Origin of the sequence: Mycobacterium sp. MAC_080597_8934 (assembly GCF_000523975.1) — a bacterium.
Lineage (GTDB): Bacteria > Actinomycetota > Actinomycetes > Mycobacteriales > Mycobacteriaceae > Mycobacterium > Mycobacterium avium.
Genome location: NZ_JAOS01000056.1, coordinates 90,157 through 113,658, shown reverse-complemented (window position 1 = coordinate 113,658; position 23,502 = coordinate 90,157). Strand labels below are relative to the sequence as shown.

The 23,502-nt window shown below is 70.8% G+C and carries 22 protein-coding genes and 1 pseudogene; 8 read left to right on the top strand and 15 right to left on the bottom strand.

Going from position 1 to position 23,502, the window contains the following annotated elements:
* Positions 1 to 319: 319 nt before the first annotated feature.
* A complete protein-coding gene (locus NF20_RS24695; RefSeq protein ID WP_031349804.1) occupies positions 320 to 1,711 on the top strand; it encodes an NAD(P)/FAD-dependent oxidoreductase in 1,392 nt (463 codons plus the stop codon).
* Between the two features lie 5 nt (positions 1,712 to 1,716).
* Here the strand turns inward: NF20_RS24695 and NF20_RS24690 are convergent, their stop codons facing one another.
* The 6 genes from NF20_RS24690 to NF20_RS24665 form a co-directional block, all read right to left on the bottom strand.
* Positions 1,717 to 2,943, bottom strand: a complete 1,227-nt coding sequence (locus NF20_RS24690) for an O-succinylhomoserine sulfhydrylase (RefSeq protein WP_009979432.1) — start codon at positions 2,941 to 2,943, stop codon at positions 1,717 to 1,719.
* A 5-nt stretch (positions 2,944 to 2,948) separates the two neighbouring features.
* Complete coding sequence (locus tag NF20_RS24685) at positions 2,949 to 3,389, bottom strand: rhodanese-like domain-containing protein (protein WP_003873839.1); 441 nt, start codon at positions 3,387 to 3,389, stop codon at positions 2,949 to 2,951.
* A 127-nt stretch (positions 3,390 to 3,516) separates the two neighbouring features.
* Positions 3,517 to 4,719, bottom strand: coding sequence for a formate-dependent phosphoribosylglycinamide formyltransferase (gene purT, locus NF20_RS24680; protein ID WP_033717563.1), 1,203 nt, complete (start codon positions 4,717 to 4,719; stop codon positions 3,517 to 3,519).
* Positions 4,720 to 4,772: 53 nt separating this feature from the next.
* Positions 4,773 to 5,411, bottom strand: a complete 639-nt coding sequence (locus tag NF20_RS24675) for a PaaI family thioesterase (protein WP_003873841.1) — start codon at positions 5,409 to 5,411, stop codon at positions 4,773 to 4,775.
* Entirely contained in the window at positions 5,408 to 6,706 is a 1,299-nt protein-coding gene (locus NF20_RS24670) for an adenylosuccinate synthase (protein ID WP_003873842.1), read from the bottom strand. Before NF20_RS24670 ends, NF20_RS24675 begins: the two co-directional genes overlap by 4 nt.
* A 107-nt stretch (positions 6,707 to 6,813) precedes the next feature.
* Positions 6,814 to 7,755, bottom strand: a complete 942-nt coding sequence (locus NF20_RS24665) for a histidine phosphatase family protein (protein WP_019734062.1) — start codon at positions 7,753 to 7,755, stop codon at positions 6,814 to 6,816.
* A 368-nt stretch (positions 7,756 to 8,123) separates the two neighbouring features.
* Here NF20_RS24665 and NF20_RS24660 point away from each other — a divergent pair.
* The 3 genes and pseudogenes from NF20_RS24660 to NF20_RS24650 all read left to right on the top strand — a co-directional run bounded on the left by NF20_RS24660 (position 8,124) and on the right by NF20_RS24650 (position 10,430).
* Positions 8,124 to 8,701 (top strand): annotated as a pseudogene (locus NF20_RS24660) (peptidase M50).
* Positions 8,702 to 8,710: 9 nt separating this feature from the next.
* Positions 8,711 to 9,493, top strand: a complete 783-nt coding sequence (locus NF20_RS24655; protein WP_011726245.1) for a site-2 protease family protein — start codon at positions 8,711 to 8,713, stop codon at positions 9,491 to 9,493.
* Between the two features lie 40 nt (positions 9,494 to 9,533).
* Positions 9,534 to 10,430 (top strand): cation diffusion facilitator family transporter, encoded by an 897-nt coding sequence (locus tag NF20_RS24650; protein ID WP_011726246.1) that lies wholly within the window; start codon positions 9,534 to 9,536, stop codon positions 10,428 to 10,430.
* A gap of 6 nt (positions 10,431 to 10,436) precedes the next feature.
* Here the strand turns inward: NF20_RS24650 and NF20_RS24645 are convergent, their stop codons facing one another.
* Positions 10,437 to 10,850: a DUF3151 domain-containing protein gene (locus tag NF20_RS24645; RefSeq protein WP_019732918.1), complete on the bottom strand. Its 414-nt coding sequence runs from the start codon at positions 10,848 to 10,850 to the stop codon at positions 10,437 to 10,439.
* 123 nt (positions 10,851 to 10,973) lie between these two features.
* Here NF20_RS24645 and NF20_RS24640 point away from each other — a divergent pair, with 123 nt between their 5' ends.
* Entirely contained in the window at positions 10,974 to 11,855 is an 882-nt protein-coding gene (locus NF20_RS24640) for a hypothetical protein (protein ID WP_003873848.1), read from the top strand.
* Positions 11,856 to 11,892: 37 nt separating this feature from the next.
* Complete coding sequence (locus NF20_RS24635) at positions 11,893 to 12,585, top strand: DedA family protein (RefSeq protein WP_019732916.1); 693 nt, start codon at positions 11,893 to 11,895, stop codon at positions 12,583 to 12,585.
* A 7-nt stretch (positions 12,586 to 12,592) separates the two neighbouring features.
* Here NF20_RS24635 and NF20_RS28825 read toward each other — a convergent pair whose 3' ends face one another.
* The 8 genes from NF20_RS28825 to clpB all read right to left on the bottom strand — a co-directional run bounded on the left by NF20_RS28825 (position 12,593) and on the right by clpB (position 21,662).
* The gene (locus NF20_RS28825) at positions 12,593 to 13,942 is read right to left on the bottom strand and encodes a 3-oxoacid CoA-transferase (protein WP_033710585.1); all 1,350 of its coding nucleotides are present in this window, start codon (positions 13,940 to 13,942) and stop codon (positions 12,593 to 12,595) included.
* A complete protein-coding gene (locus tag NF20_RS24625) occupies positions 13,939 to 15,078 on the bottom strand; it encodes a glycoside hydrolase family 76 protein (RefSeq protein ID WP_033710586.1) in 1,140 nt (379 codons plus the stop codon). The genes NF20_RS28825 and NF20_RS24625 overlap by 4 nt, the downstream gene beginning before the upstream one ends.
* Positions 15,079 to 15,190: 112 nt before the next feature.
* Positions 15,191 to 15,838 carry a TrmH family RNA methyltransferase gene (locus NF20_RS24620; RefSeq protein WP_033710588.1) on the bottom strand — a complete coding sequence of 216 codons (648 nt, stop codon included), beginning with the start codon at positions 15,836 to 15,838 and terminating at the stop codon, positions 15,191 to 15,193.
* A complete protein-coding gene (locus tag NF20_RS24615; protein ID WP_371265821.1) occupies positions 15,835 to 16,719 on the bottom strand; it encodes a hypothetical protein in 885 nt (294 codons plus the stop codon). Before NF20_RS24615 ends, NF20_RS24620 begins: the two co-directional genes overlap by 4 nt.
* A 27-nt stretch (positions 16,720 to 16,746) precedes the next feature.
* Positions 16,747 to 17,286: an orotate phosphoribosyltransferase gene (pyrE, locus tag NF20_RS24610; protein WP_011726253.1), complete on the bottom strand. Its 540-nt coding sequence runs from the start codon at positions 17,284 to 17,286 to the stop codon at positions 16,747 to 16,749.
* Positions 17,273 to 18,046, bottom strand: coding sequence for an SDR family NAD(P)-dependent oxidoreductase (locus NF20_RS24605; RefSeq protein WP_023866936.1), 774 nt, complete (start codon positions 18,044 to 18,046; stop codon positions 17,273 to 17,275). Before NF20_RS24605 ends, pyrE begins: the two co-directional genes overlap by 14 nt.
* 56 nt (positions 18,047 to 18,102) lie before the next feature.
* The gene (ttfA, locus tag NF20_RS24600) at positions 18,103 to 18,975 is read right to left on the bottom strand and encodes a trehalose monomycolate transport factor TtfA (RefSeq protein WP_033717559.1); all 873 of its coding nucleotides are present in this window, start codon (positions 18,973 to 18,975) and stop codon (positions 18,103 to 18,105) included.
* 140 nt (positions 18,976 to 19,115) lie between these two features.
* The gene (gene clpB / locus NF20_RS24595; RefSeq protein WP_003873857.1) at positions 19,116 to 21,662 is read right to left on the bottom strand and encodes an ATP-dependent chaperone ClpB; all 2,547 of its coding nucleotides are present in this window, start codon (positions 21,660 to 21,662) and stop codon (positions 19,116 to 19,118) included.
* Positions 21,663 to 21,787: 125 nt separating this feature from the next.
* On the opposite strand from clpB, the gene NF20_RS24590 reads away from it, so the two are divergent.
* A complete protein-coding gene (locus tag NF20_RS24590; protein ID WP_033710952.1) occupies positions 21,788 to 22,282 on the top strand; it encodes a DUF3060 domain-containing protein in 495 nt (164 codons plus the stop codon).
* Between the two features lie 32 nt (positions 22,283 to 22,314).
* A complete protein-coding gene (locus NF20_RS24585) occupies positions 22,315 to 23,496 on the top strand; it encodes an FAD-binding oxidoreductase (protein ID WP_033710951.1) in 1,182 nt (393 codons plus the stop codon).
* Positions 23,497 to 23,502 lie beyond the last annotated feature (6 nt).

The window sequence follows — 23,502 nt, the reverse complement described above, 5'->3', positions numbered from 1 at the left end:
GATGAGTTAGCTAACCGGCCGGAGCCGCGGCCTGGGGTCGTCGGCTCACCGCGGCTTCGGCCGGGACCTGCTGCCGCACAAGGGACTTCGCCGTTCGCTTCGGTTCACGGCGTGGGAGCGGCGGCGCCTCGGTGTTCTGGCATTACCGAGAACCGCGCGCTCCCAACCGTTTTCGCCTTGAGGGGTTCCTTCGGCCGGTCGGCGGCTGGGCCGCGCGGCGTATCGGTCTGCCCGGATGCCTCGCCTTTCGCGGGTGTGGCGTCGTACGGTGGAGTTGCGCTGGGCAGACCGGCCGCCCGGCACGGCAGAAGGGACGGGCATGTCGCGCCATCGTGTCGTCATCATCGGAAGCGGCTTCGGCGGACTGACTGCGGCCAAGGCGCTCAAACGCGCGCCCAAGGGAACCCAGGTCGACATCACCCTGATCTCGAAAACCACCACGCATCTGTTCCAGCCGCTGCTCTACCAGGTGGCCACCGGCATCCTGTCCGAGGGCGACATCGCCCCGACCACCCGACTGATCCTGCGCAAGCAGAAGAACGTTCGGGTGCTCTGGGGTGACGTCTCGGCCATCGACCTCACCGCCAAGACGGTGACGTCGCACCTGATGGGCATGGACACCGTCACGCCCTACGACAGCCTGATCGTGGCCGCCGGGGCCCAGCAGTCCTATTTCGGCCACGACGAGTACGCCGCGTTCGCGCCGGGAATGAAGAGCGTCGACGACGCGCTGGAGCTGCGCGGCCGCATCCTGGGCGCCTTCGAGGCCGCCGAGGTGGCCACCGATCCGGCCGAACGCAGACGCCGGCTGACCTTCGTGGTGGTCGGGGCCGGCCCCACCGGCGTCGAGCTGGCCGGCGAGATCGTCCAGCTCGCCGAGCGCACCCTGGCCGGGGCGTTTCGAACCATCACCCCCAGCGAATGCCGGGTCATCCTGCTCGACGCCGCGCCCGCGGTGCTGCCGCCGATGGGCCCCAAGCTGGGCCTCAAGGCGCAGCGGCGGTTGCAGAAGATGGACGTCGAGGTCCAGCTCAACGCGATGGTGACCGCGGTGGACTACATGGGCATCACGGTCAAGGAGAAGGACGGCGCTGAGCGCCGCATCGAATGCGCGTGCAAGGTGTGGGCGGCGGGGGTGCAGGCCAGCGCGCTGGGCGCGATGATCGCCGAGCAGTCCGACGGCACCGAAACCGACCGTGCCGGAAGGGTGATCGTCGAGCCCGACCTCACCGTCAAGGGGCATCCGTACGTCTTCGTCGTCGGCGATCTGATGTCGGTGCCCGGTGTCCCCGGGATGGCCCAAGGCGCGATCCAGGGCGCGAAGTACGCGGCCGGCATCATCAAGCAGGCGGTCAAGGGCCAGGACAACCCGGCCGAGCGCAAGCCGTTCCGGTACGTCAACAAGGGCAGCATGGCGCTGATCTCGCGGTACAGCGCCGTCGCGCAGGTCGGCAGGGTGGAGTTCGCCGGCTTCATCGCCTGGCTGGCGTGGCTGCTGCTGCACCTGTACTACCTGATCGGCCACCGCAACCGGCTGGCCGCCATGTTCGCCTGGGGCATCTCGTTTTTGGGCCGCACCCGCGGCCAGATGGCCATCACCAGCCAGATGATCTACGCGCGCCCGGTGGTGGAGTGGCTGGAGCGCCGGGCCCAGGACGGGACGCTGGCGGCCGCCGAGCACGTCGACTCGGCCGAAAAGCAGGCCGGCTGAACCGGCTAACCCAGCGCCCGGTCGATGTCGGCGATCAAGTCGTCGGTGCCTTCCAGCCCGACCGAGATGCGGACCACGCCGTCGCCCAGCCCGATCGCCGCGCGGCCCTCCGGGCCCATCGCCCGGTGGGTGGTGGTAGCGGGATGTGTGACAAGGGATTTGGCGTCACCGAGGTTGTTGGAGATGTCGATCAGCGTCAGCTTGTCCAGCACCTCGAAAGCCCGCTGCTTGGCCTTGTCGTCGGGGCAGTCCAGCGCGAAGGTGATCACCGTTCCGCCGCCGGACATCTGGCGCTTGGCCAGGTCGTACTGCGGGTGGGACGGCAGATACGGGTAGCGGACCCAGCGCACCGCGGGATGGGTCTCCAGGAATTCGGCGATCCGGTGCGCCGAGGAATTGCTGTGTTCCACCCGGATGGCCATGGTCTCAAGGCCTTTCAGCAGCACCCAGGCGTTGAACGCGCTCATCGCCGGACCGGTGTGCCGCATCAGCTTCTGCACCGGCCCGTCGATGTAGTCCCTGTCCCCGAGGATGGCCCCGCCCAGCACCCGGCCCTGGCCGTCGATGTGTTTGGTACCCGAGTACACCACCACGTCCACCCCGAGCGGGATGCCCTGCTGCAGCAACGGGGTGGCGAAAACGTTGTCCAGCACCACCTTTGCGCCCGCGGCGTGGGCGAGCTCGGTGACCGCGGCGATGTCCACCAGCGACTGCATCGGGTTCGACGGCGTCTCGAAGAACACCGCCGCCGTCGGCACCGACAACGCCTCCTCCCACTGCGCGAGGTCGTCGCCGTCGACGAACACCGTCTGCACGCCCCAGCGCGGCAGGATCTCGTTGCACACCACGAAGCAGGAGCCGAACAGGCTGCGCGCGGCGACCAGCCGGTCGCCCGCGGCCAGCAGCGCGCCCAGCGAGGTGAACACCGCCGCCATGCCGCTCGCGGTGGCGAACGCCGCCGGCGCGCCTTCGAGCAGGCGCAGCCGCTCCTCGAACATGGTCACGGTGGGGTTGCCGTAGCGGGAGTAGACGAAATGGTCCAGTTCGCCGGTGAACGACTGCTCGGCAACGGCGGCCGACTCGTAGACGTAGCCGGAGGTCAGATACAGCGCCTCGGCGGTCTCGTCGAATCCCGAACGCAGCAGTCCGCCGCGCACGCCGATGGTCGCCTGGCTGACGCCGTCGGGCAGCGCGGGGGGCGTGCGGACCGAATCGTCGCCGGCCTGACTCATCCGGGCTATCCCTGCTTCCAGGGCAAACCGATTGCCCGCCAACCTGTTTCACCGCGGTGGCCGTTGGCGTCGAGATGACCCTCGAAGCCGTCGAGCACGTTGTAGGCCGGCGTGATGCCCAGCTGGGTCGCCACCTCGGCGGCGCCGATGGAGCGGTTACCCGAGCGGCACAGGAACAGCACCGGGCGCTCCTGGCCGGCCGGCGCCGGCTCGATCTGCCGGCGCAGCTGGTCGGCGAAGTCCGGGTTGTGCCTGCCGTCGGAGGTGTTCCACTCCAGGAAAACCACCTCGCGGCCCAGGCTGGACAGATCGGGCACCCCGACGAAGCGCCATTCGGCGTCGGTGCGCACGTCGACCAGCACGGCGTTCGGATTGTCGCTGAGCAGTTTCCATGCTTCCAGCGGCGAAACGTCCCCCGCGTAGGAGTGTGCGCGCTCGGTGCTCATGTTGGTTGGTGTCCCCTCGTCTCGGTACGCATTGCCGGCCACCCTGACCTGCGATCGTATCGAGGCCGTCGCGCCGGCGCCGCCGCGGCTCAGCCGCCCGCGCCGCCCACGCCGCCCGCGCCCGCGGTCAGCCGGCGGCGACCCGGCCGGCGCGCTCCCGGGCGGCGGCCACCTCCGGTGCGGTCGCCAGGGCCCGGAAACCGCCCCCGCACACCCGCAGGTCGCTCTCCGGCACGCCGAGCGCGCCGGACAGGGCCGCTCGGTCGCCGGGGCCGGCGGAGTCGACCACCCGGGCGGCGGCCGGCGACACCATCATGGTGTCCACCGGCAGGCCCAGGATGGTGCGGGCCTGCAGTTCGAACGCCGAGAGCCGCTGGCTGCGCACCGTCACCCAGGCGCTGTCGCCCGGGTGGGCGGTGACGTCGGCGAAATACACCTCGTCGCCGTTGACCATCAACCCGACGCCGAACACGCCGCGCCCGCCCAGCGCCTTGACGATTCGCGCCCCGATCGACTTCGCGGCGTCCATCGCGGCCCGGCTCATCTTCTGCGGCTGCCAGGATTCCAGCACCCGCCCGCCGGCGCCGCGATGCCCGATCGGTGAGCAGAATTCGATCGCCGGACCCGCGGCGCCCTCGCTGCGCACCGCCAGCAGCGTGACATGGAACTGCACCTCGACCACGGTTTCGGCCAGCACCCGGGCGCCGGGCTGACCGTCCACCGCGCGGTGCCAGGCGGCCGCGATGTCCTCACGGCCCGCCACCACCGACTGCCGCGGCCCGACCGCCCCGACCACCGGCTTGACCAGCAACGGGTATCCGGCGTGCGCGCCCACCGCCTCGAGTTCACCCAGCGATCCGGCGAACCAGAACGGCGCGGTGGGCAGCCCCAGCTCGTCGGCGGCCAGCCGGCGCAGCCCTTCCCGGTCGGCGGCCAGCCGCACGGCGCGGGCGCTGGGCACGGGCTCGGCGCCCGCGCCGTCCAGCGCCTCGAGGGCCGGCACCGCGACGGCGTCGGTGGTGCTCACCACGACGTCGGGTCGCAGCCGGTGAATCGCCGCCGACAGCTCGCCGGCGTCGGTCAACGGCAGCACCAGCGCCTGGTCGGCCACCGCGTGCGCGGGCGCCTGCGGGTGCGCGTCGACGGCGATCACCCGCGCGCCCAGCCGCCCCAGGGCGATCGCCAGCTCGCGGCTGATGTCGCCGGAGCCCAGCAGCATCACCGCCGGCCTGCCGTCGGCGGGAGCCGGGCCGCCCTCGGCGGGAGCGGGCCTGGGCACGGCGAGCGCCGTCGTCTCGTCGTCCCGTCCGTCGGTCACGCCGTCAGTCACGGGTCCAAGGATAGGTGGGTCCGCTGAGTGCCCGCCCCGCCTCGGGGCCGGCCTCAGGGCTGGCCGGGCAGCAGCCGCACCATCAGGCCGTGGCCCTCGGCCAGCACCGTCTGGTCGCCGTCGACCAGTTCGGCGGCCACGAACGCCTTGCGGCCCTCGGTCCCGGTGACCCGGCCGCGCACCAGCAGCGGCACGTCGATCGGGGTGATCTTGCGGTAGTCGACGTGCAGGAAGGCCGTCCGGCTGATCGGCCGGCCCGCGGCGTGCGAGATCATGCCGAACATGTGGTCGAACAGCAGCGGCAGCACGCCGCCGTGCACCGCGTGGTTGCCGCCGACGTGGAACCGGCTGAAGTGCCCGGTCATCTCGACACCGTCGGGGCCGTAGCGGGTCAGCACCCACGGCGGCAGCAGCAGGCTGCCCATGCCGGGCAGGCCGGGCGTGCGGCCCGCGGGCGCCGCGCCCTCGTCGGCCTCGAACGGATCCAGGAGCTCGACCAAGGCGGCCACCCGCTCGGCCGCGTCGTCCCAGACGTCGTCACCGGGGTCGGCGGACACCGCGAGGTCCTGCAGCCGGCGCATGGACTCCACGAACCGGGCGAACCCCGGCCCGGGGCTGGCCGGGCCGTACTCCGGGAAGCCGCCGTGGTGTTCGTATTCGGGATCTAGTTCGGTCGGGTCGGGTTCCGTCACGGGCGCGCCGCCAGGATGTCGCGTCGCACGATGGTCTGTTCCCGACCGGGCCCCACCCCGATGCACGAAACATGCGCTCCGGCAAGCTCTTCCAGCCGCAGCACGTAGTCGCGCGCCTTGGCCGGCAGGTCGTCGAACTCGCGGGCCGCCGAAATGTCCTCCCACCAGCCGGGCAGCTCCTCATAGATCGGCTCGGCGCGGTGCAGATCGCTCTGGGTCATCGGCATCTCGTTGACGCGCGCCCCGTCGATGCGGTAGCCGACGCACACCGGCACCGTCTCCAGGCTGGACAACACGTCGAGCTTGGTCAGGAAGAAGTCGGTGATGCCGTTGACCCGGGTGGCGTAGCGGGCGATCACGGCATCGAACCAGCCGCACCGGCGGCGCCGGCCGGTGGTGACCCCGAATTCGCCGCCGGTCTTGGACAGGTATTCGCCGTTCTCGTCGAACAGCTCGGTGGGGAACGGGCCGGACCCCACCCGGGTGGTGTAGGCCTTGAGGATGCCCAGCACCGCGGTGATCCGGGTCGGGCCGATCCCCGAGCCCACGGCGGCCCCGCCGGCCGTCGGATTCGACGACGTCACATAAGGATACGTGCCGTGGTCGACGTCGAGCAGGGTGCCCTGCGAGCCTTCCAACAGCACCGTCTCGCCGGCCTCCAGCGCGGTGTTGAGCAGCAGCCGGGTGTCGGCGATGCGGTGCCGGAAACCCTCGGCCTGCTCCAGCAGGCATTCGACCACCTGATGCGGATCGAGCGCCTTGCGGTTGTAGATCTTGACCAGGATCTGGTTCTTCAGCTCCAGCGCCGCCTCGATCTTGTGGGTCAGCACCTCGCGGTCGAGCACGTCGGCCACCCGGATTCCGATCCGGGCGATCTTGTCCTGGTAGCACGGGCCGATGCCGCGGCCGGTGGTGCCGATCTTCTTGTTGCCCATGTAGCGCTCGGTGACCTTGTCGATGGCCACGTGATACGGCAGCAACAGGTGCGCGTCGGCCGAGATCAGCAACCGCGAGGTGTCCACGCCGCGGTCTTCGAGCCCCTTGAGCTCGTCGAGCAGCACCCCGGGGTCGACCACCACACCGTTGCCGATGACGTTGGTGACGCCGGGAGTGAGCACCCCGGACGGGATCAGGTGCAGGGCGAAGTTCTCCCCGGTCGGCAAGACGACGGTGTGTCCGGCGTTGTTGCCGCCCTGGTAGCGCACCACCCACTGCACGCGCCCACCGAGCAGGTCAGTGGCCTTACCCTTGCCCTCGTCGCCCCACTGGGCGCCGATGAGGACGATTGCCGGCATGACACGCTCCAACCCTGATCTCGCCTGCGTATTGTGGTCCAGCCGGTGACCCACCCTAGCCTGGCGGCGAGGCGGGCCGCCGATGGCCGGCGCAGGAGCCGGGCAAATCAGCTTAAGCCAGGACGCGCCGCGACCGGGGCGCTCGCCGGCCCGGGCGGTTTGGCCGCGCACACGCCGGTCCGGGTGGACGGGTCCAGCATCAGGCACAGGCCATTGGCGCCGCGACCGTTCCGGGTGGCCGACCACCCCGGATGCACGGGTTTGCCGTTCCAGCTGATCAGCGTCCAGCCGTCGCGGGGGCTGCCCTGGATGACCACGATGCCCGTGTTGGGCAGCGGGTCGAAGAGCAGCAGCAACGGATCGGGGTTCTTGACGGTCATCATCGTCCCGACGCCGATGGCGAACTCGCTGGAGAACGCCACCCCGGTGATCCGGCCGTTGGCGGCGCGGACCGGGTTCGTCACCGCCCCGGCGTACACCGCCTGAAGCACGTCACCGAAGCCGCCGGCGTTGGCCGCGGCGCTGCCGTACACGGTTTGCAGCGCGCCGTCGAAGCGCCGGCGGAACTCGTACCCGTTGGCGTCCGCGGAACCGGGAGCCAGCATCGGCACGATGCGCAGCCCGAGCATCCACGCGATCGGCGCCAAGAGGTAGGCCAGCCCGCCGAGGCTGAACTGCGGCTGGCCGTTGAAGATGCCGGCGTCGATCTCGTTGAGCCCCGGCAGCACTTGGACGTTCATGCCCAGCGCGGTGGCCAGCGGCGCCGCGGTCTGCTGCGTCCTGATCAGCTGCGAGGCGAAGATCGCGGCGACCGGGCCCCGCGCCGCCAGAACGCCGGCGACGGTCTGCGCCTGTTGCTGACCGAGCTGGGTGAGGGAGGCGCCGGGCACCGCCGTGTCGATCAGTCCCGCCGCGTTGGCCACCGACTGCCCGTGGCGCACCAGGTCGATCACGATCGACTCGTCGGCCGAGGCGGTCGCCGAAGCGCTGCACAGCAGCACGACCGACGCCAGCACGGCGCCGGCGCGGCACAGCGGCGTCCTCAGCAACGGACGCGGATGGGGCCGGCGCCCGACGCGGTCGGCGCGATCGACAAGATGGCGGTTGGTCGAGGAATGGTGGTGCTCCGTTCCGCTAAACCACTCGTGGCGGGATTCCGCGCAACGTCAGCCCTGTGGCAGGAGTAAAGTATCCGGTTGTTTCCCGGAAGCGTGGCAACAACTTTCGCAGTCCGACGCCATGTTGTGACCGTGTCGTTATGGTGCGCCCTTTCGGCGTCGCGGTTCATGTCCACTCAGAGATGTTGGGAGACAAGGACATTGGATATTCCCCGATTGGATGGGCTGTGACGCAACAGGATCGGGCCGCCGCGGTTCTTCAGTTCGGCCGGCGACGCGACTACCGGCCGTTGCGCGGCATGCCCACCCATCGGGTCGCCGGTGACACCGATGTCGACGCCGCGATCGGCCCGTACCGGCGGCTGATCGTGCTCGGCGGCGACGCCGAGCTGGCATTGGTGCTGACCCGGCTGCTGCGCGCCGAGCGGCTGGACGTCGAGGTGGCCTACGTGCCGCGCCGGCGCACCCGGGCCACCCGGAACTACCGGCTGCCCACCGGATTCCGGGCGGCGCGGCGGGCCGCGCGGGGTGCGGCGCGGCGGGTGCCGCTGATCCGCGACGAGACGGGCTCGGCGATCGTCGGGCGGGCCTGCTGGGCGGCGCCCGGCGGGCAGCGGTGGCTGCACGGCGAGGCCGTCGTCGACGACACCACGTTGTTCGACGGCGACGTCACCGCCGTGTGGATCGAGCCGACGGCGGCGATGCCGGGCCTGCGGGCGGCGGTCGCGGCCGGCCGTGGCGGCGCTGGGTCACCGGCCGGGCGGCGCAGCTGGGCAGCACCGGGGCGACCGTGCTGCGCGACGGCGTGCCGGCCGCCCGCCCCGCGCGACGGTCGGCCTTCTACCGCAACATCGAGGGCTGGCTGCTGGTCCGCTAGTTTCGACCGGTGAGCTTCCGCGCCCCCCAACACGAGTCGGTGCGGCCCAGCCCGATCTTTCTGGCCCTGCTGGGGTTGACCGCGCTGGGCGGGGCGCTGGCCTGGCTGGCCGGATCCAGCCCGCGGCCGCTGGCCTACCTCGGCGTGTTCGTCTTCGTCATCGCCGGCTGGCTGGTGTCGCTGTGCCTGCACGAATTCGGGCACGCGGTGACCGCCTGGCGCTTCGGCGACCGGGACGCGGCGGTGCGCGGCTACCTGACGCTGGACCCGCGCCGCTACAGCCATCCCGCGCTGTCGCTGGTGCTGCCGATGGTGATCATCGCGCTGGGCGGCATCGGTCTGCCCGGTGCGGCGGTCTACGTGCAGACCTGGTTCATGACCCCGGCCCGCCGCACCCTGGTCAGCCTGGCCGGCCCGGCGGCCAACCTGGTGCTGGCGGCGGTGCTGCTGGCGCTGACCCGGGCGTTCTTCACCGCCGACCACGCGGTGCTGTGGGCGGGCGTGGCCTTCCTGGGGTTCCTGCAGCTCACCGCGGTGCTGTTGAACCTGCTGCCGATCCCGGGGCTGGACGGCTACGACGCCCTGGAACCGCACCTGAGCCCCGAGACGCAGCGGGCGCTGGCGCCGGCCAAGCAGTGGGGGTTCTTCATCCTGCTGTTCCTGCTGTTGGCGCCGGGGCTCAACCGGTGGTTCTTCGGGATCGTCTACTGGCTGTTCGACTTCTCCGGCGTGCCGCACTGGCTGGCCGGCGCGGGCAACGTGCTGACCCGCTTCTGGAGCCGCTGGGTCTGACCCTTGCCATATATGCGTTGCCATGCATATATTTCCCGGCATGGGCGCCGGCCACAACCACACCCCCGCCGAGACGGGTGACGCCCGGCTGATCCCGCGGATGGTGATGGCCGCGGCGATCCTGGCGGCGTTCTTCGTCGTCGAGCTGGTCACCTCGTTGCTGATCAACTCGATCGCGCTGCTGGCCGACGCGGGCCACATGCTGACCGACGTCGTCGCGGTGTTCATGGGGTTGGCCGCCGTCACGCTGGCCCGCCGGGGCAGCTCGTCGCCGGCGCGCACCTACGGCTGGCACCGCGCCGAGGTGTTCACCGCCGTCGCCAACGCCGGGCTGCTGATCGGCGTCTCGGTGTTCATCCTCTACGAGGCGATCCAGCGGCTGCGCGAGGCTCCCGCCGTGCCGGGCGTGCCGATGATCGTGGTGGCGCTGGCCGGGCTGGCCGCCAACTTCGTCGTCGCGCTGCTGCTGCGCTCGCACTCGTCGGGCAGCCTGGCCGTCAAGGGCGCCTACCTGGAGGTCATCGCCGACACCGTCGGCAGCCTGGGCGTGCTGATCGCCGGGGTGGTCACGGTGACCACGCGCTGGCCCTACGCCGACGTGGTGGTGGCCGTGCTGGTGGCGCTGTGGGTGCTGCCCCGGGCCATCTCGCTGGCCCGCGACGCGCTGCGGATCCTGTCCGAATCCTCACCCACCCACATCGACGTCGAGGAGCTGCGCGCCGCGCTGGGCGCCGTCGACGGCGTGACCGGCGTGCACGACCTGCACGTGTGGACGCTGTCGCCGGGCAAGGACATGTGCACCGCGCACCTGATCAGCACCGGCGACTCCGCCCGGGTGCTGCGCGACGCCCGCGCCGTGCTCTCGGCCCGCGGGCTCGCCCACGCCACCGTGCAGATCGACTGCCCGGACGACACCGAGTGCTCCGACAGCTTCTGAAAAGCCTTACAGCCCAAGCTCTTTGCGTGCTGCGGGGTCGCAATCGTCGAGCAGGTCCAGGCAGCGCAGGTACTCGTCGGTCTCGCCGATCGTGTCGGCCGCGCGGGCCAGCGCCGCCACGCAGCGCAGGAAGCCGCGGTTGGGTTCGTGCGAGTACGGCACCGGGCCGAAGCCCTTCCAGCCGTTGCGGCGCAGCTGGTCCAGGCCGCGGTGGTAGCCGGTGCGGGCGTAGGCATAGGCGGTGATGGCCCGGTCGTCGGCCAGCGCCTGCTCGGCGAGCGCCGCCCAGGCCACCGAGGCCGTCGGATGCGCGGCGGCGACGATGCCCGGGTTCTCCCCCGCGGTCAGTTCCGCCTCGGCGTCGGCATCTCCGGGCAGCAGGATCGGGTCGGGCCCCAGCAGATCTCCCATCGGCGTCATGGCTCTATTCTGCAGCTCACTCGTCTCGCCCGCGGGACGCACCTCTACCATCGCCCCGAGCGGGGTACTCGGTCGCTAAGCTCTGCAACTACCCCACTCGACAGCGGGAGGACTGTAGTACTCATGCCCAACCCACCCGAACCCGGCCGCGGCGGCCCGCCGAAACGGCCCGGGTTCGACCCACGCGCGTCTCGCGCGAGCGACGAGTGGACGCCCGAGACCGGCGAGGAGCCCGACGGCGGCTTCGACAGCAGCGAGGACGCCACCGAGAGCGTCCCGATGGTCCCGAGCGACGCCGAAACCGAGACCGTGGTGATCAACAAACCCGATCCGCCCAGCGGCCCGCAGGAGACGCCGGACGGCCCGCAGCGCGAACGCCGGTTCACCGCGCCGGGCTTCGACGCGAAGGAAACCACGATCATCGCCACCACCCCGGAGCCGGCCACCGAGGCGTTCGTGCCGCCCGGGCAGGACAACACCACCCAGTTCGGGGTTCCGCCCAAAGCCGCTGTCCCACAATCGATTCCACCTCGGCTCGGCGGGAAGCTGCGCACCTCCCGGCAAATCAACTGGGGCTGGATACTGGCGCTGGTGGTGATCGTGCTGGCGCTGGCGGCGATCGCGATCCTGGGCACCGTGCTGCTCACCCGCGGCAGGCACACCAACGTCTCGCAGGAGGATCAGGTCCGGCACACCATCGGCAACTTCGACGCCGCCATCCAGCGCGGTGACCTCACCACGCTACGCAGCATCACCTGCGGCACCACCCGCGACGGCTACGCCGACTACGACGAACACGCCTGGGCGGAGACCTATCGCCGGGTCTCGGCGGCCAAGCAGTACCCGGTGATCGCCAGCATCGACCAGGTGGTGGTCAACGGCCAGCACGCCGAGGCGAACGTCACCACCTTCATGGCCTACGACCCGCAGGTGCGCTCCACCCGCAGCCTGGACCTGCAGTACCGCGACGACCAGTGGAAGATCTGCCAGTCCGCCAGCGGATAGCCATGATTGCCGGTGCGACCGGTATGTTTGAGGCATCATGAGCACCGCCGTGACGGCCCTGCCCGACATCCTCGACCCGATGTATTGGTTGGGCGCCGACGGCGTCTTCGGCTCCGCGGTGCTGCCCGGCATCCTGGTCATCGTCTTCATCGAGACCGGCCTGCTGTTCCCGCTGCTGCCCGGCGAGTCGCTGCTGTTCACCGGCGGGCTGCTGGCCGCGCACCCCAACCCGCCGGCCAGCATCTGGGTGCTGGCCCCGGCCGTCGCGATCGTCGCGGTGCTGGGCGATCAGACCGGGTACTTCATCGGGCGCCGGATCGGTCCGGCGCTGTTCAAGAAGGAAGATTCCCGGTTCTTCAAGAAGCACTACGTGACCGAGTCGCACGGCTTCTTCGAGAAGTACGGGTCCTGGGCGGTCATCCTGGCCCGGTTCGCGCCGTTCGTGCGCACCTTCGTCCCGGTCATCGCCGGGGTGTCCTACATGCGCTATCCCGTGTTCCTGGGTTTCGACATCGTCGGCGGCATCGCCTGGGGTGGCGGCGCGACGCTGGCCGGCTACTTCCTGGGCAACGTGCCGTTCGTGCACCACAACCTGGAGAAGATCATCCTGGGCATCCTGGTCGTCTCGCTGATGCCGGCGTTCGTCGCCGCCTGGCGGGGCTATCGGGGGCGGCGACGCCCCACGCGCACGCCCGAGCGGGAATCCGAGCGGCTGCCGGCGTCCGAGTAGCCGGGCTTTAGAGCGCGACGGTGAAGTCGCAGCCGGTCTTGGCGCGCACCTCCTCGACCGTCACCCCCGGATGCAGCTCGCTGAGCAGCAGCCCCCGGCCCGGCTCGACGTCGAAGACGCACAGGTTGGTGATGATCATGTCGACCACGCCCTTGCCGGTCAGCGGCAACGTGCACTGCTCGAGGACCTTCGGGCTGCCGTCTTTGGCGGTGTGGTCCATCAGCACGATCACCCGCTTCACACCGGACACCAAATCCATTGCGCCGCCAGGCCCTTTGACCATCTTGCCCGGCACCATCCAGTTGGCCAGGTCGCCGTTGGAGGCGACCTCCAACGCGCCCAGGATGGACAGGTCGATGTGGCCGCCGCGGATCATCGCGAAGGAATCGGCGCTGGAGAAGAAGCTGGACCCGGGCAGGCTGGTGATGGTCTGCTTGCCCGCGTTGATGAGGTCGGGGTCGACGGTGTCCTCGCTGGGATAGGCGCCGATGCCCAGCAGGCCGTTCTCCGATTGCAGCGTGACCTGGATATCGTCCGGGATGAAGTTGGCCACCAGGGTCGGGATGCCGATGCCCAGGTTGACGTAGTAGCCGTCGCGCAGTTCCTTGGCGGCGCGCTGGGCCATCCGCTCGCGGATCGGGCTGTCGTTCTTCAGCGCGGCGCCGCCGCTGGTGGTGCGGAACTCGATGCGCTTCTCGTAGCCGATGCCCTGGATGATGCGGTCCACGTAGATGCCGGGGGTGTGGATCAGGTCGGGGTCCAGATCGCCGACCTCGACCAGCTCCTCGACCTCGGCCACCGTCACCGCGGCGCAGGTGGCGATCATCGGGTTGAAGTTGCGCGCGGTCTTGCGGTAGACGAGGTTGCCGGCCTTGTCGCCCTTCCACGCCTTGACGATCGCCAGGTCGGCCCGAATGCCTTCTTCCAGTACGTATTCGACGCCGTCGAAGACCCGGGTGTCCTTGCCCTCGGCCAGCGTGGTGCCGTAGCCGGTGCGGGTGTAGAAGCCGGGAATGCCCGCGCCGCCGGCGCGCAGCTTCTCGGCCAGCGTGCCCTGCGGGGTGAGCACCAGGTCCAGCTCGCCGGAGAGCACCTGGCGCTCGAACTCCTTGTTCTCTCCGACGTAGGAGGCGATCACCTTCTTCACCTGCCGGCCCTTGAGCAGCAGCCCCATCCCGAAATCGTCTACGCCGGCGTTGTTTCCGACGATGGTGAGGTCCTTGATGCCGCTGTCCACCAGCGCCTGGATCAGCTTCTCCGGGATGCCGCACAGACCGAAACCGCCGGCGGCGACGGTGATGCCGTCCTTCAGCAGGCCGTGCAGAGCCGATTCCGCGTCGGGGTGGACTTTACTCACAGGGCGCTCCTGTTCTCGTGCGACGATTCGGCGGAGACGTTACAGGCGGCCTCCATGAGCATCCACCCCGACAGCTGCACCGACAGGTCCCGCTCGGCGATCTCGGATGCCGTCACCGCGCCCTCGACGAACTCCGCCTGTTTGCCGCCGGCCGTGGGTAACTGGGCGTCGCGGTCCCAGAACGGGCCGAACACCGGCAGCCCGTCCACGGTTTGCCGGTAGTCCCAGGCCGACTTCGCGCTGGCCAGCACGATCCGCCGGGCGGTGTCGCGGGCCGCGACGTCCTCGGCGGCAGACCCCGGCAGCGTGGTGGCGACCAGCGCCAGGTAGCGGGCCGTGACACCGGCGAACAGCCCGCCGTCGCCGCCGCCGGCGCCGGCCAGCACGCCCGCCGGCGCCATGTGTTCGGCGACGGCCGCGACCAGCCGGCGCACCCGCGCGGCGTGCCGCTGCCGGGCCGGCCCGTCGGTGCGCGCGGCCAGCTCGGTCTCCAGCCCCAGCACCACGCCCTGGCAGTAGGTGTACTGGGCGCGCACCAGCGAACCGGCCTTGATGCCGTCGAACACCAGGTGCGTCTCGGGATCGATCAGGGTCTCGTCGATCCAATTCGCCATCTGCTCAGCGCGTTTCAGGTGATCGCCGTAGCGGGCCAGGAAGATCCCCGCGGGGCCGTTGGCGGGCGCGTTGAAGAACTGGTCGGACTTGCGCCACGGGATGCCGCCGCCGTCCTCGGGCACCCAGGCGCGGAGGAACTGGTTCGCGAGCTTGGGCAGGGCCTTTCGCCGGTGCACGCCGGCGATGCGGGCGGCGCGTTCCAGCGCCAGCGCCAGCCAGGCCATGTCGTCGTAGTAGCTGTTGGTCCAGGAGAGGTTGTTGCGCAGCCGGTGCGAGCGGACCTGCCGGTTGATCCGGGCCCGCCGCTGCGGCTGCGGGTCGCGCTGCTGCGCGTCGACGAGGCAGTCCAGCAGATGCGCCTGCCACCAGTAGTGCCAGGTGCCGAACCATCGGTCGCGCCGGGTCGGCGGCCAGGCCACCACGCCGAGCTGGGTGGCGGGCAGTCCCCACAGCCGCCTCAGGTGTCGTTGCGTGACAGCGGCTTCGCAGCTGGCCGCCCGGTTGACCCAGAGCTGATCCATACCTGCCGATCCTGCCTCACGCCCGGCCGCCCAGCGGCGTCGAGTGTGCATCGTTGGCGACGACACGCCGGCCGGGGCCGCCGTGAGTACACACTCGACGGGTGCGCCGGCTTCACCAGGCCTGCGACAAATCGGCGTGCTGCTGGATCCAGGCGTGCATCGCGATGCCGGCGGCGACGCCGGCGTTGATGCTGCGCGTCGAGCCGAACTGGGCGATCGACACCGTCAGCGTCGCGCCGGTGCGGGTGTCGTCGGTGATGCCCGGGCCCTCCTGACCGAACACCAGCAGGCACTCCCGCGGCAGCGTGGTCTCTTCCAGCCGCGCCGCGCCCGGGACGTTGTCGACGGCGACGACGGTCAACCCCGCGGTGGCCGCGAAGTCGAGCAGCTCGGCGGTGCTGTCGTGATGGCACAGCCGCTGATAGCGGTCGGTCACCATGGCGCCGCGGCGATTCCACCGCCGCCGCCCCACGATGTGCACGGTGTGCACGGCGAAGGCGTTCGCGGTGCGCACCACCGAGCCGATGTTGGCGTCGTGGCCGAAGTTCTCGATGGCCACGTGCAGCGGATGGCGGCGCCGGTCGATGTCGGCGATGATCGCCTCGCGGGTCCAGTACCGGTAGGCGTCGACGACGTTGCGAGTGTCGCCGTCGCGCAACAGGATTGGGTCATAGCGCGGGTCGTCGGGAAGCTCGCCGCGCCACGGCCCCACCCCGGCGGCCGGCGTCGCGGACCATTCGGTGGGCCCCGGTTGGCTCATCGCTGCGTCCACACCCCGGCGTGGGTGCCGTCGATGGCCAGCGTCGCATACAGCAGCGCGTCGTTGATCTCGCCCTGCGTGCACAGCGACGCGTTCACGTGCACCGCGTCCAGCGAGGCGTCGGGCAGGATCAGCACCGACGACCCGTACGCCGCGCAGGCCGGGTTCAGGCCCCGGCCGGGCAGCGTCGGCGAGGCCAGCAGCATCATCGGGCCGCCGCGCTGGACCGACTCGTCGCGATAGCGGGCCGCCACGGCGGTGGCCTCCAACCCCAGCAGCATGTAGCCGTTGCCGGTGAACGCCCCCGGATCGCCGAGCTGGGCCTTGGTCACCGGCGTGCCGTCGGCCCGCCAGGCGGACAGGCTGGCCGTCTTGACCGCCAGGCCGCCGCTGTCGTTGGGGTTCGTCGGCAGCAGTCCCACCGGGAAGGCGACCGGGTAGGCCGACGAGCTGTTGGGGATGCGGTCGCGCGGCGAGTAGCCGTAGACGCCGCGGACCTGACTGCGATCCTTCAGCGGCCCAAGGCAAACTGTGCCGGTGAGCCGGTCGGGCGGCGCGGACAGCGGCGCGGGGACGTCGCGCAGGCTGGTCGTGGTGCTGTCGCAGCTGCCCAGGCCGGTCGCCTCCATCGGGTGGGCCAGGGCGCCGTACAGCCCGAACCGGATGTCCTCGGGTTTGGCGTGCGGGCCCTTGGCCGAGGCGGGGCTGGCGTCGACGTCGACCAGCACGTAGTCGCCGTCCCAGCGCAGGTTGGACAGCGACATGTTCCAGCCCAGCAGCGCCAGCGCTTCGCCGAGCCGCGCGCCCTGGGCGCCGTACGGGCGCGCCGCGGGGTGGGGGTTCGAGCAGGCCGTCACGCAGGCCAGCAGGCAGGCCACTATCGCGAGAAGCCTTGCGCAGCAATGCAATTAGCCCAGCCCCAGATCGGCGAGACCGAGCACGCTGCGGTAGGGCAGCCCCTCGGCCTCGATGGCCTCGGCGGCGCCGGTGGCGCGGTCCACCACGGTGGCCACCCCCAGCACCTGACCGCCGGCCTGCTGGACGGCGCGCACCGCGGTGAGCGCAGAGTTGCCGGTGGTGCTGGTGTCCTCGACCACCAGCACCCGCTTGCCCGCGACCTCCGAGCCTTCGATAAGGCGTTGCAGCCCATGGGTTTTCGCCGACTTGCGGACCACGAAGGCGTCGATCGGGCGGCCCGGCGCGTGCATGATGGCGGTGGCCACCGGGTCGGCGCCCAGGGTCAGGCCGCCGACCACCGCGTAGTCCCAGTCGCTGGTCAGCTCGCGCATCAGCCTGCCGATCAACGCCGAGGCGCGATGGTGCAGGGTGGCCCGGCGCAGGTCGACGTAGTAGTCGGCCTCCTTGCCCGACGACAGCGTGACCCGCCCGTGCACCACCGACAGCCGGCGCACCAGCTCGGCCAGCTCCTCGAGCTCAGGTTCGGCCACGGCCACCACCGACTCGTTTGGTGATCGCCCGCATCAGGGTGCGCGGGATCAGCCGCTCGGCGGCGACGATCGCCTTGTACTGCAAGCCCGGAATGCTGATCACCTTGCCGCGGGCGATGTCGGCCAGGCTCTGGTCGACCACGTCGTCGACCTGCAACCACAGAAACGACGGCGACTTGGACATGTCGATCCCGGCGCGCGCGTGGAACTCGGTGCGCACGTAGCCCGGGCACACCGCGTGCACGGAGACGCCGGTGCCCTGCAGCCCGACGGACAGGCCCTCACTGAACGAGATCACCCACGCCTTGGACGCCGAGTACGTCGACCCCCGCCCCGGCAGCAACCCGGCGATGCTGGCGATGTTGATGACGGTCCCGGCGCCGGCGTCGAGCATGGCCGGCAGCGCCGCCCGGGTGAGGTGCATGACGGCGGTGACGTTGACGTCGAGCTGGGACTGCAGCAGCGCAGGGTCGGTGTGCCAGAAGTCGCCGGAGGTGGCGAAGCCGGCGTTGTTGACCAGCACCCGCACTCCGGCGGCCAGTCGCTCACCGACCCGTTGCCGGTCGGCGGCATCGCCCAGGTCGGCAGGCAGGATCTCGATGTTGCCCGCCCGGTCGCGCAGTTCGCCGGCCAGCGCGGTCAGCCGGTCCACGTCGCGGGCGACCAGCACCAGGTCGTAGCCGTCGCTCGCGTAGCGCCGCGCGTATCCGGCGCCGATCCCGGAGGTCGGCCCGGTGATCAGGGCGACGGGGCGAGGCATGAGCGACATCTTAATGACGGCGGGGCGCCCGGCCTCGCGGACGCCCGGGGCCGCCGTCAGCGCTGATAGTTGGTGGCCTGATGGCCGTTACGCCCACCCGGGGGTGGGCGGCGCAGCGTGTCCGGGCGCGCCTCGGGCCGCGGCTGGTCGCGGCGCACCGGCTCGGCGGCGCGGCGGCCGGGCTGGACGTCCGGGCCGAGCAGCCCGGCCACGTCCTGCTGCGCGCGGCGCGGCGGCAGCTCCGCGCGGCCGGCGGGGGCCAGCGGGCGGCTGGGCGAGGAGTTGCGCGGCGCGGCCGGCGCCTCCTGCGGAGTCTCCTCCGGCAGCGGCGGCAGCACCCGCAGCAGGTCGTTGAACTGGCGCACGGTGCGCAGCCCCTCGTCCCACTGGGTGCGGGTGCTGGTGATCGGCATGGCCACCAGCGTCCAGTTCTGCTCGTTCCACATGATCTCGGCGCAGTCGGGCGCGGTGTGGGCGAACGTCACCATGCGCCGGTCGCAGGCCCGCCGCGCCGCGTCCAGGTTGGTCGAGTAGACCATCCGCGGCCCGATCGCGCCCAACAGCCAAATGTCGCTCTCCCGAGGCTCTTTGAGCCCCTTGAGGCGCAGGTCGACGACGACGTTGGTGCCGACCTTGCGGTGCAGCGCGATCAACGTGGCGACTTCTTCGAGGTCGAAGATGTAGACCGCCTCGCCGCGGATCTGACCGAGCACGACGTTCTGGGCGGCCACATCGCCCACCGTCGACATCACCCCGCGCTTCCAGCGTTTGAGGATGTCGGTCGATTCACGCTCGTAGTCGAACCCGTGCGACCGCGCCCACGACTTGCGGCGCCTGCTGCGCCCGCGCCGCCGGTCGATGTCGACGTACAGCAGCACGCCCGCACCGACAAAGCACAGTGCGGACAGCGTGAACCAGAGGGGGACCATCCAAAACAGCGTATCTGCTATTGGGCGGGAACACAGAAGGCGACCAGGTCACAACAAAATCACTAAATGCGCCGAACGTCGACTTGTTGGGCGATTTCGAGGGAAATCCCCGCAACAAGTCGACGTTCGAGCCAGACCGACTAGCCCAGGATCAGCGAGTCGCCGTCCGGGCTGACGTTGACCGGGACGGTGTCGCCGTCGTGCACCTGACCGGCCAGCAACTGCTTGGCCAGCTGGTCGCCGATGGCTTGCTGCACCAGCCGGCGCAGCGGCCGGGCGCCGTAGACCGGGTCGAAGCCGCGGTGGGCCAGCCACTGCTTGGCCGGCAGCGACACCTCCAGCGTGAGCCGGCGCTGCGCCAGCCGCTTCTGCAGCTGGGCCAGCTGGATGTCGACGATCTGCACCAGCTCGCCGGGCTCGAGGCCGTGGAAGATGATGACGTCGTCGAGCCGGTTGATGAACTCGGGCTTGAACGCCGAGCGCACCGCGGCCATCACCTGCTCCTCGCTGCCACCCGACCCCAGGTTGGAGGTCAGGATCAGGATGGTGTTGCGGAAGTCGACGGTGCGGCCCTGCCCGTCGGTGAGCCGGCCCTCGTCGAGCACCTGCAGCAGCACGTCGAACACGTCCGGGTGCGCCTTCTCGATCTCGTCGAACAGGATCACCGTGTAGGGACGCCGGCGCACCGCCTCGGTCAGCTGACCGCCCTGGTCGTAGCCGATGTAGCCCGGCGGCGCGCCGACCAGGCGGGCCACCGAGTGCTTCTCGCCGTATTCGCTCATGTCGATGCGGACCATCGCCCGCTCGTCGTCGAACAGGAAGTCGGCCAGCGCCTTGGCCAGCTCGGTCTTACCGACACCGGTGGGGCCCAGGAACATGAACGACCCGGTCGGCCGGTTCGGGTCGGCCACGCCGGCCCGGGCGCGCCGCACCGCGTCGGACACCGCCTGCACGGCCCGCTTCTGCCCGACGACGCGCTTGCCCAGCTCGTCCTCCATGCGCAGCAGCTTCGCGGTCTCGCCCTCGAGCATCCGCCCGGCCGGGATCCCGGTCCACGCCGACACCACTTCGGCGATGTCGTCGGGCCCGACCTCCTCCTTGAGCATCACGTTCTCGCGGGCCTCGGCCTGGGGCAGCGCGGCCTCGAGCTTCTTCTCCACCTCCGGGATCCGGCCGTAGCGCAGCTCGGCGGCCTTGGCCAGGTCGCCGTCGCGCTCGGCGCGGTCGGACTCGCCGCGCAGCGTTTCCAGCTGCTCCTTGAGCTCGCGGACGACGTCGATGGCGTTCTTCTCGTTCTGCCAGCGGGTGGTCAGTTCGGCCAACTTTTCCTTCTGGTCGGCCAGCTCGGAGCGCAGCTTCTCCAGCCGCTCCTTGGACGCCTCGTCCTCCTCCTTGGCCAGGGCCATCTCCTCGATCTCGAGACGGCGCACCAGCCGCTCGACCTCGTCGATCTCGACGGGCCGCGAGTCGATCTCCATCTTCAGCCGGCTGGCGGCCTCATCGACCAGGTCGATGGCCTTGTCGGGCAGGAAGCGGGCGGTGATGTAGCGGTCCGACAGCGTGGCGGCGGCGACCAGCGCGGAGTCGGTGATGCGCACCCCGTGGTGCACTTCGTAGCGGTCCTTGAGCCCGCGCAGGATGCCGACGGTGTCCTCCACCGACGGCTCGCCGACGAACACCTGCTGGAAACGGCGCTCCAGCGCGGCGTCCTTCTCGATGTATTTGCGGTACTCGTCGAGCGTGGTGGCGCCGACCAGGCGCAGCTCCCCGCGGGCCAGCATCGGCTTGATCATGTTGCCGGCGTCCATCGCGCCCTCGCCGGTCGCGCCGGCGCCGACGATGGTGTGCAGCTCGTCGATGAACGTGATGATCTGCCCGGCGGAGTTCTTGATGTCGTCGAGGACGGCCTTGAGCCGCTCCTCGAACTCGCCGCGGTATTTGGCGCCGGCCACCATCGAGCCGAGGTCCAGCGCGATGACGGTCTTGTCGCGCAGGCTTTCCGGCACGTCGCCGGCCACGATGCGCTGGGCCAGGCCCTCCACGATCGCGGTCTTGCCGACGCCGGGCTCACCGATGAGCACCGGGTTGTTCTTGGTGCGACGGGAGAGCACCTGCACGACGCGGCGGATCTCGTTGTCACGGCCAATGACCGGGTCGAGCTTGCCCTCGCGGGCCCGCGCGGTGAGGTCGGTGGAGTACTTCTCCAGCGCCTGGTAAGTGGCCTCGGGGTCGGGGCTGGTGACCCGGGCGCTGCCGCGCACCTTGACGAAGGCCTCCCGCAGGGCCTGCGGGGACGCGCCGTGCCCGGTGAGCAGCTTGGCGACGTCGGAGTCGCCGGTGGCCAGGCCCACCATCAGGTGTTCGGTGGAGACGTATTCGTCGTCCAGCTCGGTGGCCAGGTGCTGGGCGGTGGTAATGGCGGCCAGCGACTCGCGGGACAGCTGCGGTTGCGAGCTGGCGCCGCTGGCCTGCGGCAGCCGGGCCAGCATGCGCTCGGCCTCGGCGCGAATGGTGGCGGGCTCGACACCCACGGCCTCCAATAACGGCGCGGCGATCCCGTCCGCCTGCGTCAGCAGGGCCATCAGCAGGTGGGCGGGCCGGATCTCGGGGTTGCCGGCGGCCGAGGCCGCCTGCAGCGCCGCGGTCAACGCCGCTTGCGTCTTGGTGGTCGGGTTAAAAGAGTCCACGACGACCTCCGTTCGGGTAGTGGCAAAAATGCTTGTCGGGTTGTTCAACGCCGTCAAGGTTGAGTCTGTTCCGCTCAACTCTATCGAGTTTTGGGCGCCCCGGCGTACGGGGTACCCGGAGAGCGATGACGCAGACGACACAACCCCAGATGCGCACCCAGGTGCGGGCCGATATCCCAGACTCCGAGCGCGCTCCCGCGCGGGCGCGCCGCGGCGGCAAACGGGTGGCCCGGCTGCGGGCGGGGGCGGTGTGCTGGCTGGCGATCGTGGTCTGCTGTCTGGCCGCGGCCGGGCTGGCGGCGACCGGCGCGCGCACCGGCCTCGGCGGCGACAGCCGGACGCCGGTCGTGCCGGAAGCCGGGACGTTGCAGGTCAGCGGCGCCGGCACCACGAAGTCGCTGCCCTGCCATGCCGGCTACCTCTCGGTGAGCGGAAAAGACAACACGGTCACCCTGACCGGGCACTGCACCAGCGTCAGCGTCTCGGGCAACGGCAACCGCATCGCGGTCGACAGCAGCGACGCCGTGAGCGCCGCGGGCGCCGGCAATGTCGTTGTGTACCACTGGGGTTCACCCAAGGTCGTCAACGCCGGTTCCGGCAACGTCGTTCGACAGGGCTGAGCCGGCGGCCCGCGAGCCTAGAATCGGGCCCCGTGAGCCTCGAGGACGCCGAAGCGCTGCGGGTGCTGCGCGACGCCTTCGCGCCCTGCGATGCGGGCCGCCCGGGCGATTCCGGTGATCTGGTGCACCGCTTCTATACGCATTGGTTCGCCCTCGACCCCTCGGTGCGCGATCTGTTCCCGCCCGAAATGGGCGCCCAGCGCGTGGCTTTCGGCCACGCGCTGGGCTGGGTGTACGGCGAGCTGGTGGCGCGGCGGGCGCAGGAGCCGGTGGCGTTTCTGGCCCAACTCGGGCGGGATCATCGCAAATACGGTGTGCTGCCCCGGCATTACCAAACGCTCGGTCGCGCGCTGCTGGCCACGCTGCGCTCGCATCTGGACGCGGCCTGGACCGACGCCGTCGAGGACGCGGCCCGCACGTCGCTCAACCTGATCACCGGGGTGATGAGCGGGGCCGCGGACGCCGACGAGGGGCCGGCCTGGTGGGACGGCAGCGTCATCGAGCACCTGCGGGTGTCCCGGGATCTGGCGGTGGTCCGGCTGCGGCTCGATCAGCCGATGCCCTATCACCCCGGCCAGTACGTCAACGTCCAGGTGCCGCAATGCCCGCGCCGCTGGCGGTATCTGAGCCCGGCCATTCCGGCCGACCCGGGCTGCGGGATCGAGTTTCACGTCCGCCTGGTCCCCGGCGGCCTGGTCAGCACCGCGATCGTCAACGAAACCCGGCCCGGCGACCGCTGGCGGCTGTCCAGTCCGCACGGCGGCCTGCGGGTCGACCGCGACGGCGGCGACGTGTTGATGGTCGCCGGCAGCACCGGCCTGGCGCCGCTGCGGGCGCTGATCATGGACCTGTCCCGGTTTGCGGTGAACCCGCGGGTGCACCTGTTCTTCGGTGCGCGCTACCGCTGCGAGCTCTACGACCTGCCGACCTTGTGGCAGATCGCATCCCACAATCCGTGGCTGTCGGTGTCGCCGGTGTCGGAGTACCGGGCCGACCCGCCGTGGGCCGCCGACTATCCCGACGTCACACCGCCGCGGGGGCTGCACGTGCACCAGACCGGACGGCTGCCCGAGGTGGTGACCAAGTACGGGGGCTGGGGCGACCGGCAGATCCTGATCTGCGGCGGGCCCAGGATGGTCGCCGCCACGAAGGCCGCGCTGATCGCCAAAGGCGCTGTGGCCCAACGTATTCAGCACGATCCCTTGTCGAGGTGAGCTAGC

Bases quoted from the DNA above. Each gene is read 5' to 3' on its own strand.
- NF20_RS24670 (WP_003873842.1), bottom strand. From the start codon at position 6,706: ATGCCGGCAATCGTCCTCATCGGCGCCCAGTGGGGCGACGAGGGCAAG.
- NF20_RS24625 (WP_033710586.1), bottom strand. From the start codon at position 15,078: ATGGATCAGCTCTGGGTCAACCGGGCGGCCAGCTGCGAAGCCGCTGTC.
- NF20_RS24635 (WP_019732916.1), top strand. From the start codon at position 11,893: ATGAGCACCGCCGTGACGGCCCTGCCCGACATCCTCGACCCGATGTAT.
- NF20_RS24690 (WP_009979432.1), bottom strand. From the start codon at position 2,943: ATGAGTCAGGCCGGCGACGATTCGGTCCGCACGCCCCCCGCGCTGCCC.
- ttfA (WP_033717559.1), bottom strand. From the start codon at position 18,975: ATGGTCCCCCTCTGGTTCACGCTGTCCGCACTGTGCTTTGTCGGTGCG.
- NF20_RS24685 (WP_003873839.1), bottom strand. From the start codon at position 3,389: ATGAGCACCGAGCGCGCACACTCCTACGCGGGGGACGTTTCGCCGCTG.
- NF20_RS24645 (WP_019732918.1), bottom strand. From the start codon at position 10,850: ATGACGCCGATGGGAGATCTGCTGGGGCCCGACCCGATCCTGCTGCCC.
- NF20_RS24605 (WP_023866936.1), bottom strand. From the start codon at position 18,046: ATGCCTCGCCCCGTCGCCCTGATCACCGGGCCGACCTCCGGGATCGGC.
- NF20_RS24650 (WP_011726246.1), top strand. From the start codon at position 9,534: ATGGGCGCCGGCCACAACCACACCCCCGCCGAGACGGGTGACGCCCGG.
- NF20_RS24590 (WP_033710952.1), top strand. From the start codon at position 21,788: ATGACGCAGACGACACAACCCCAGATGCGCACCCAGGTGCGGGCCGAT.
- NF20_RS24620 (WP_033710588.1), bottom strand. From the start codon at position 15,838: ATGAGCCAACCGGGGCCCACCGAATGGTCCGCGACGCCGGCCGCCGGG.
- NF20_RS24695 (WP_031349804.1), top strand. From the start codon at position 320: ATGTCGCGCCATCGTGTCGTCATCATCGGAAGCGGCTTCGGCGGACTG.
- NF20_RS24640 (WP_003873848.1), top strand. From the start codon at position 10,974: ATGCCCAACCCACCCGAACCCGGCCGCGGCGGCCCGCCGAAACGGCCC.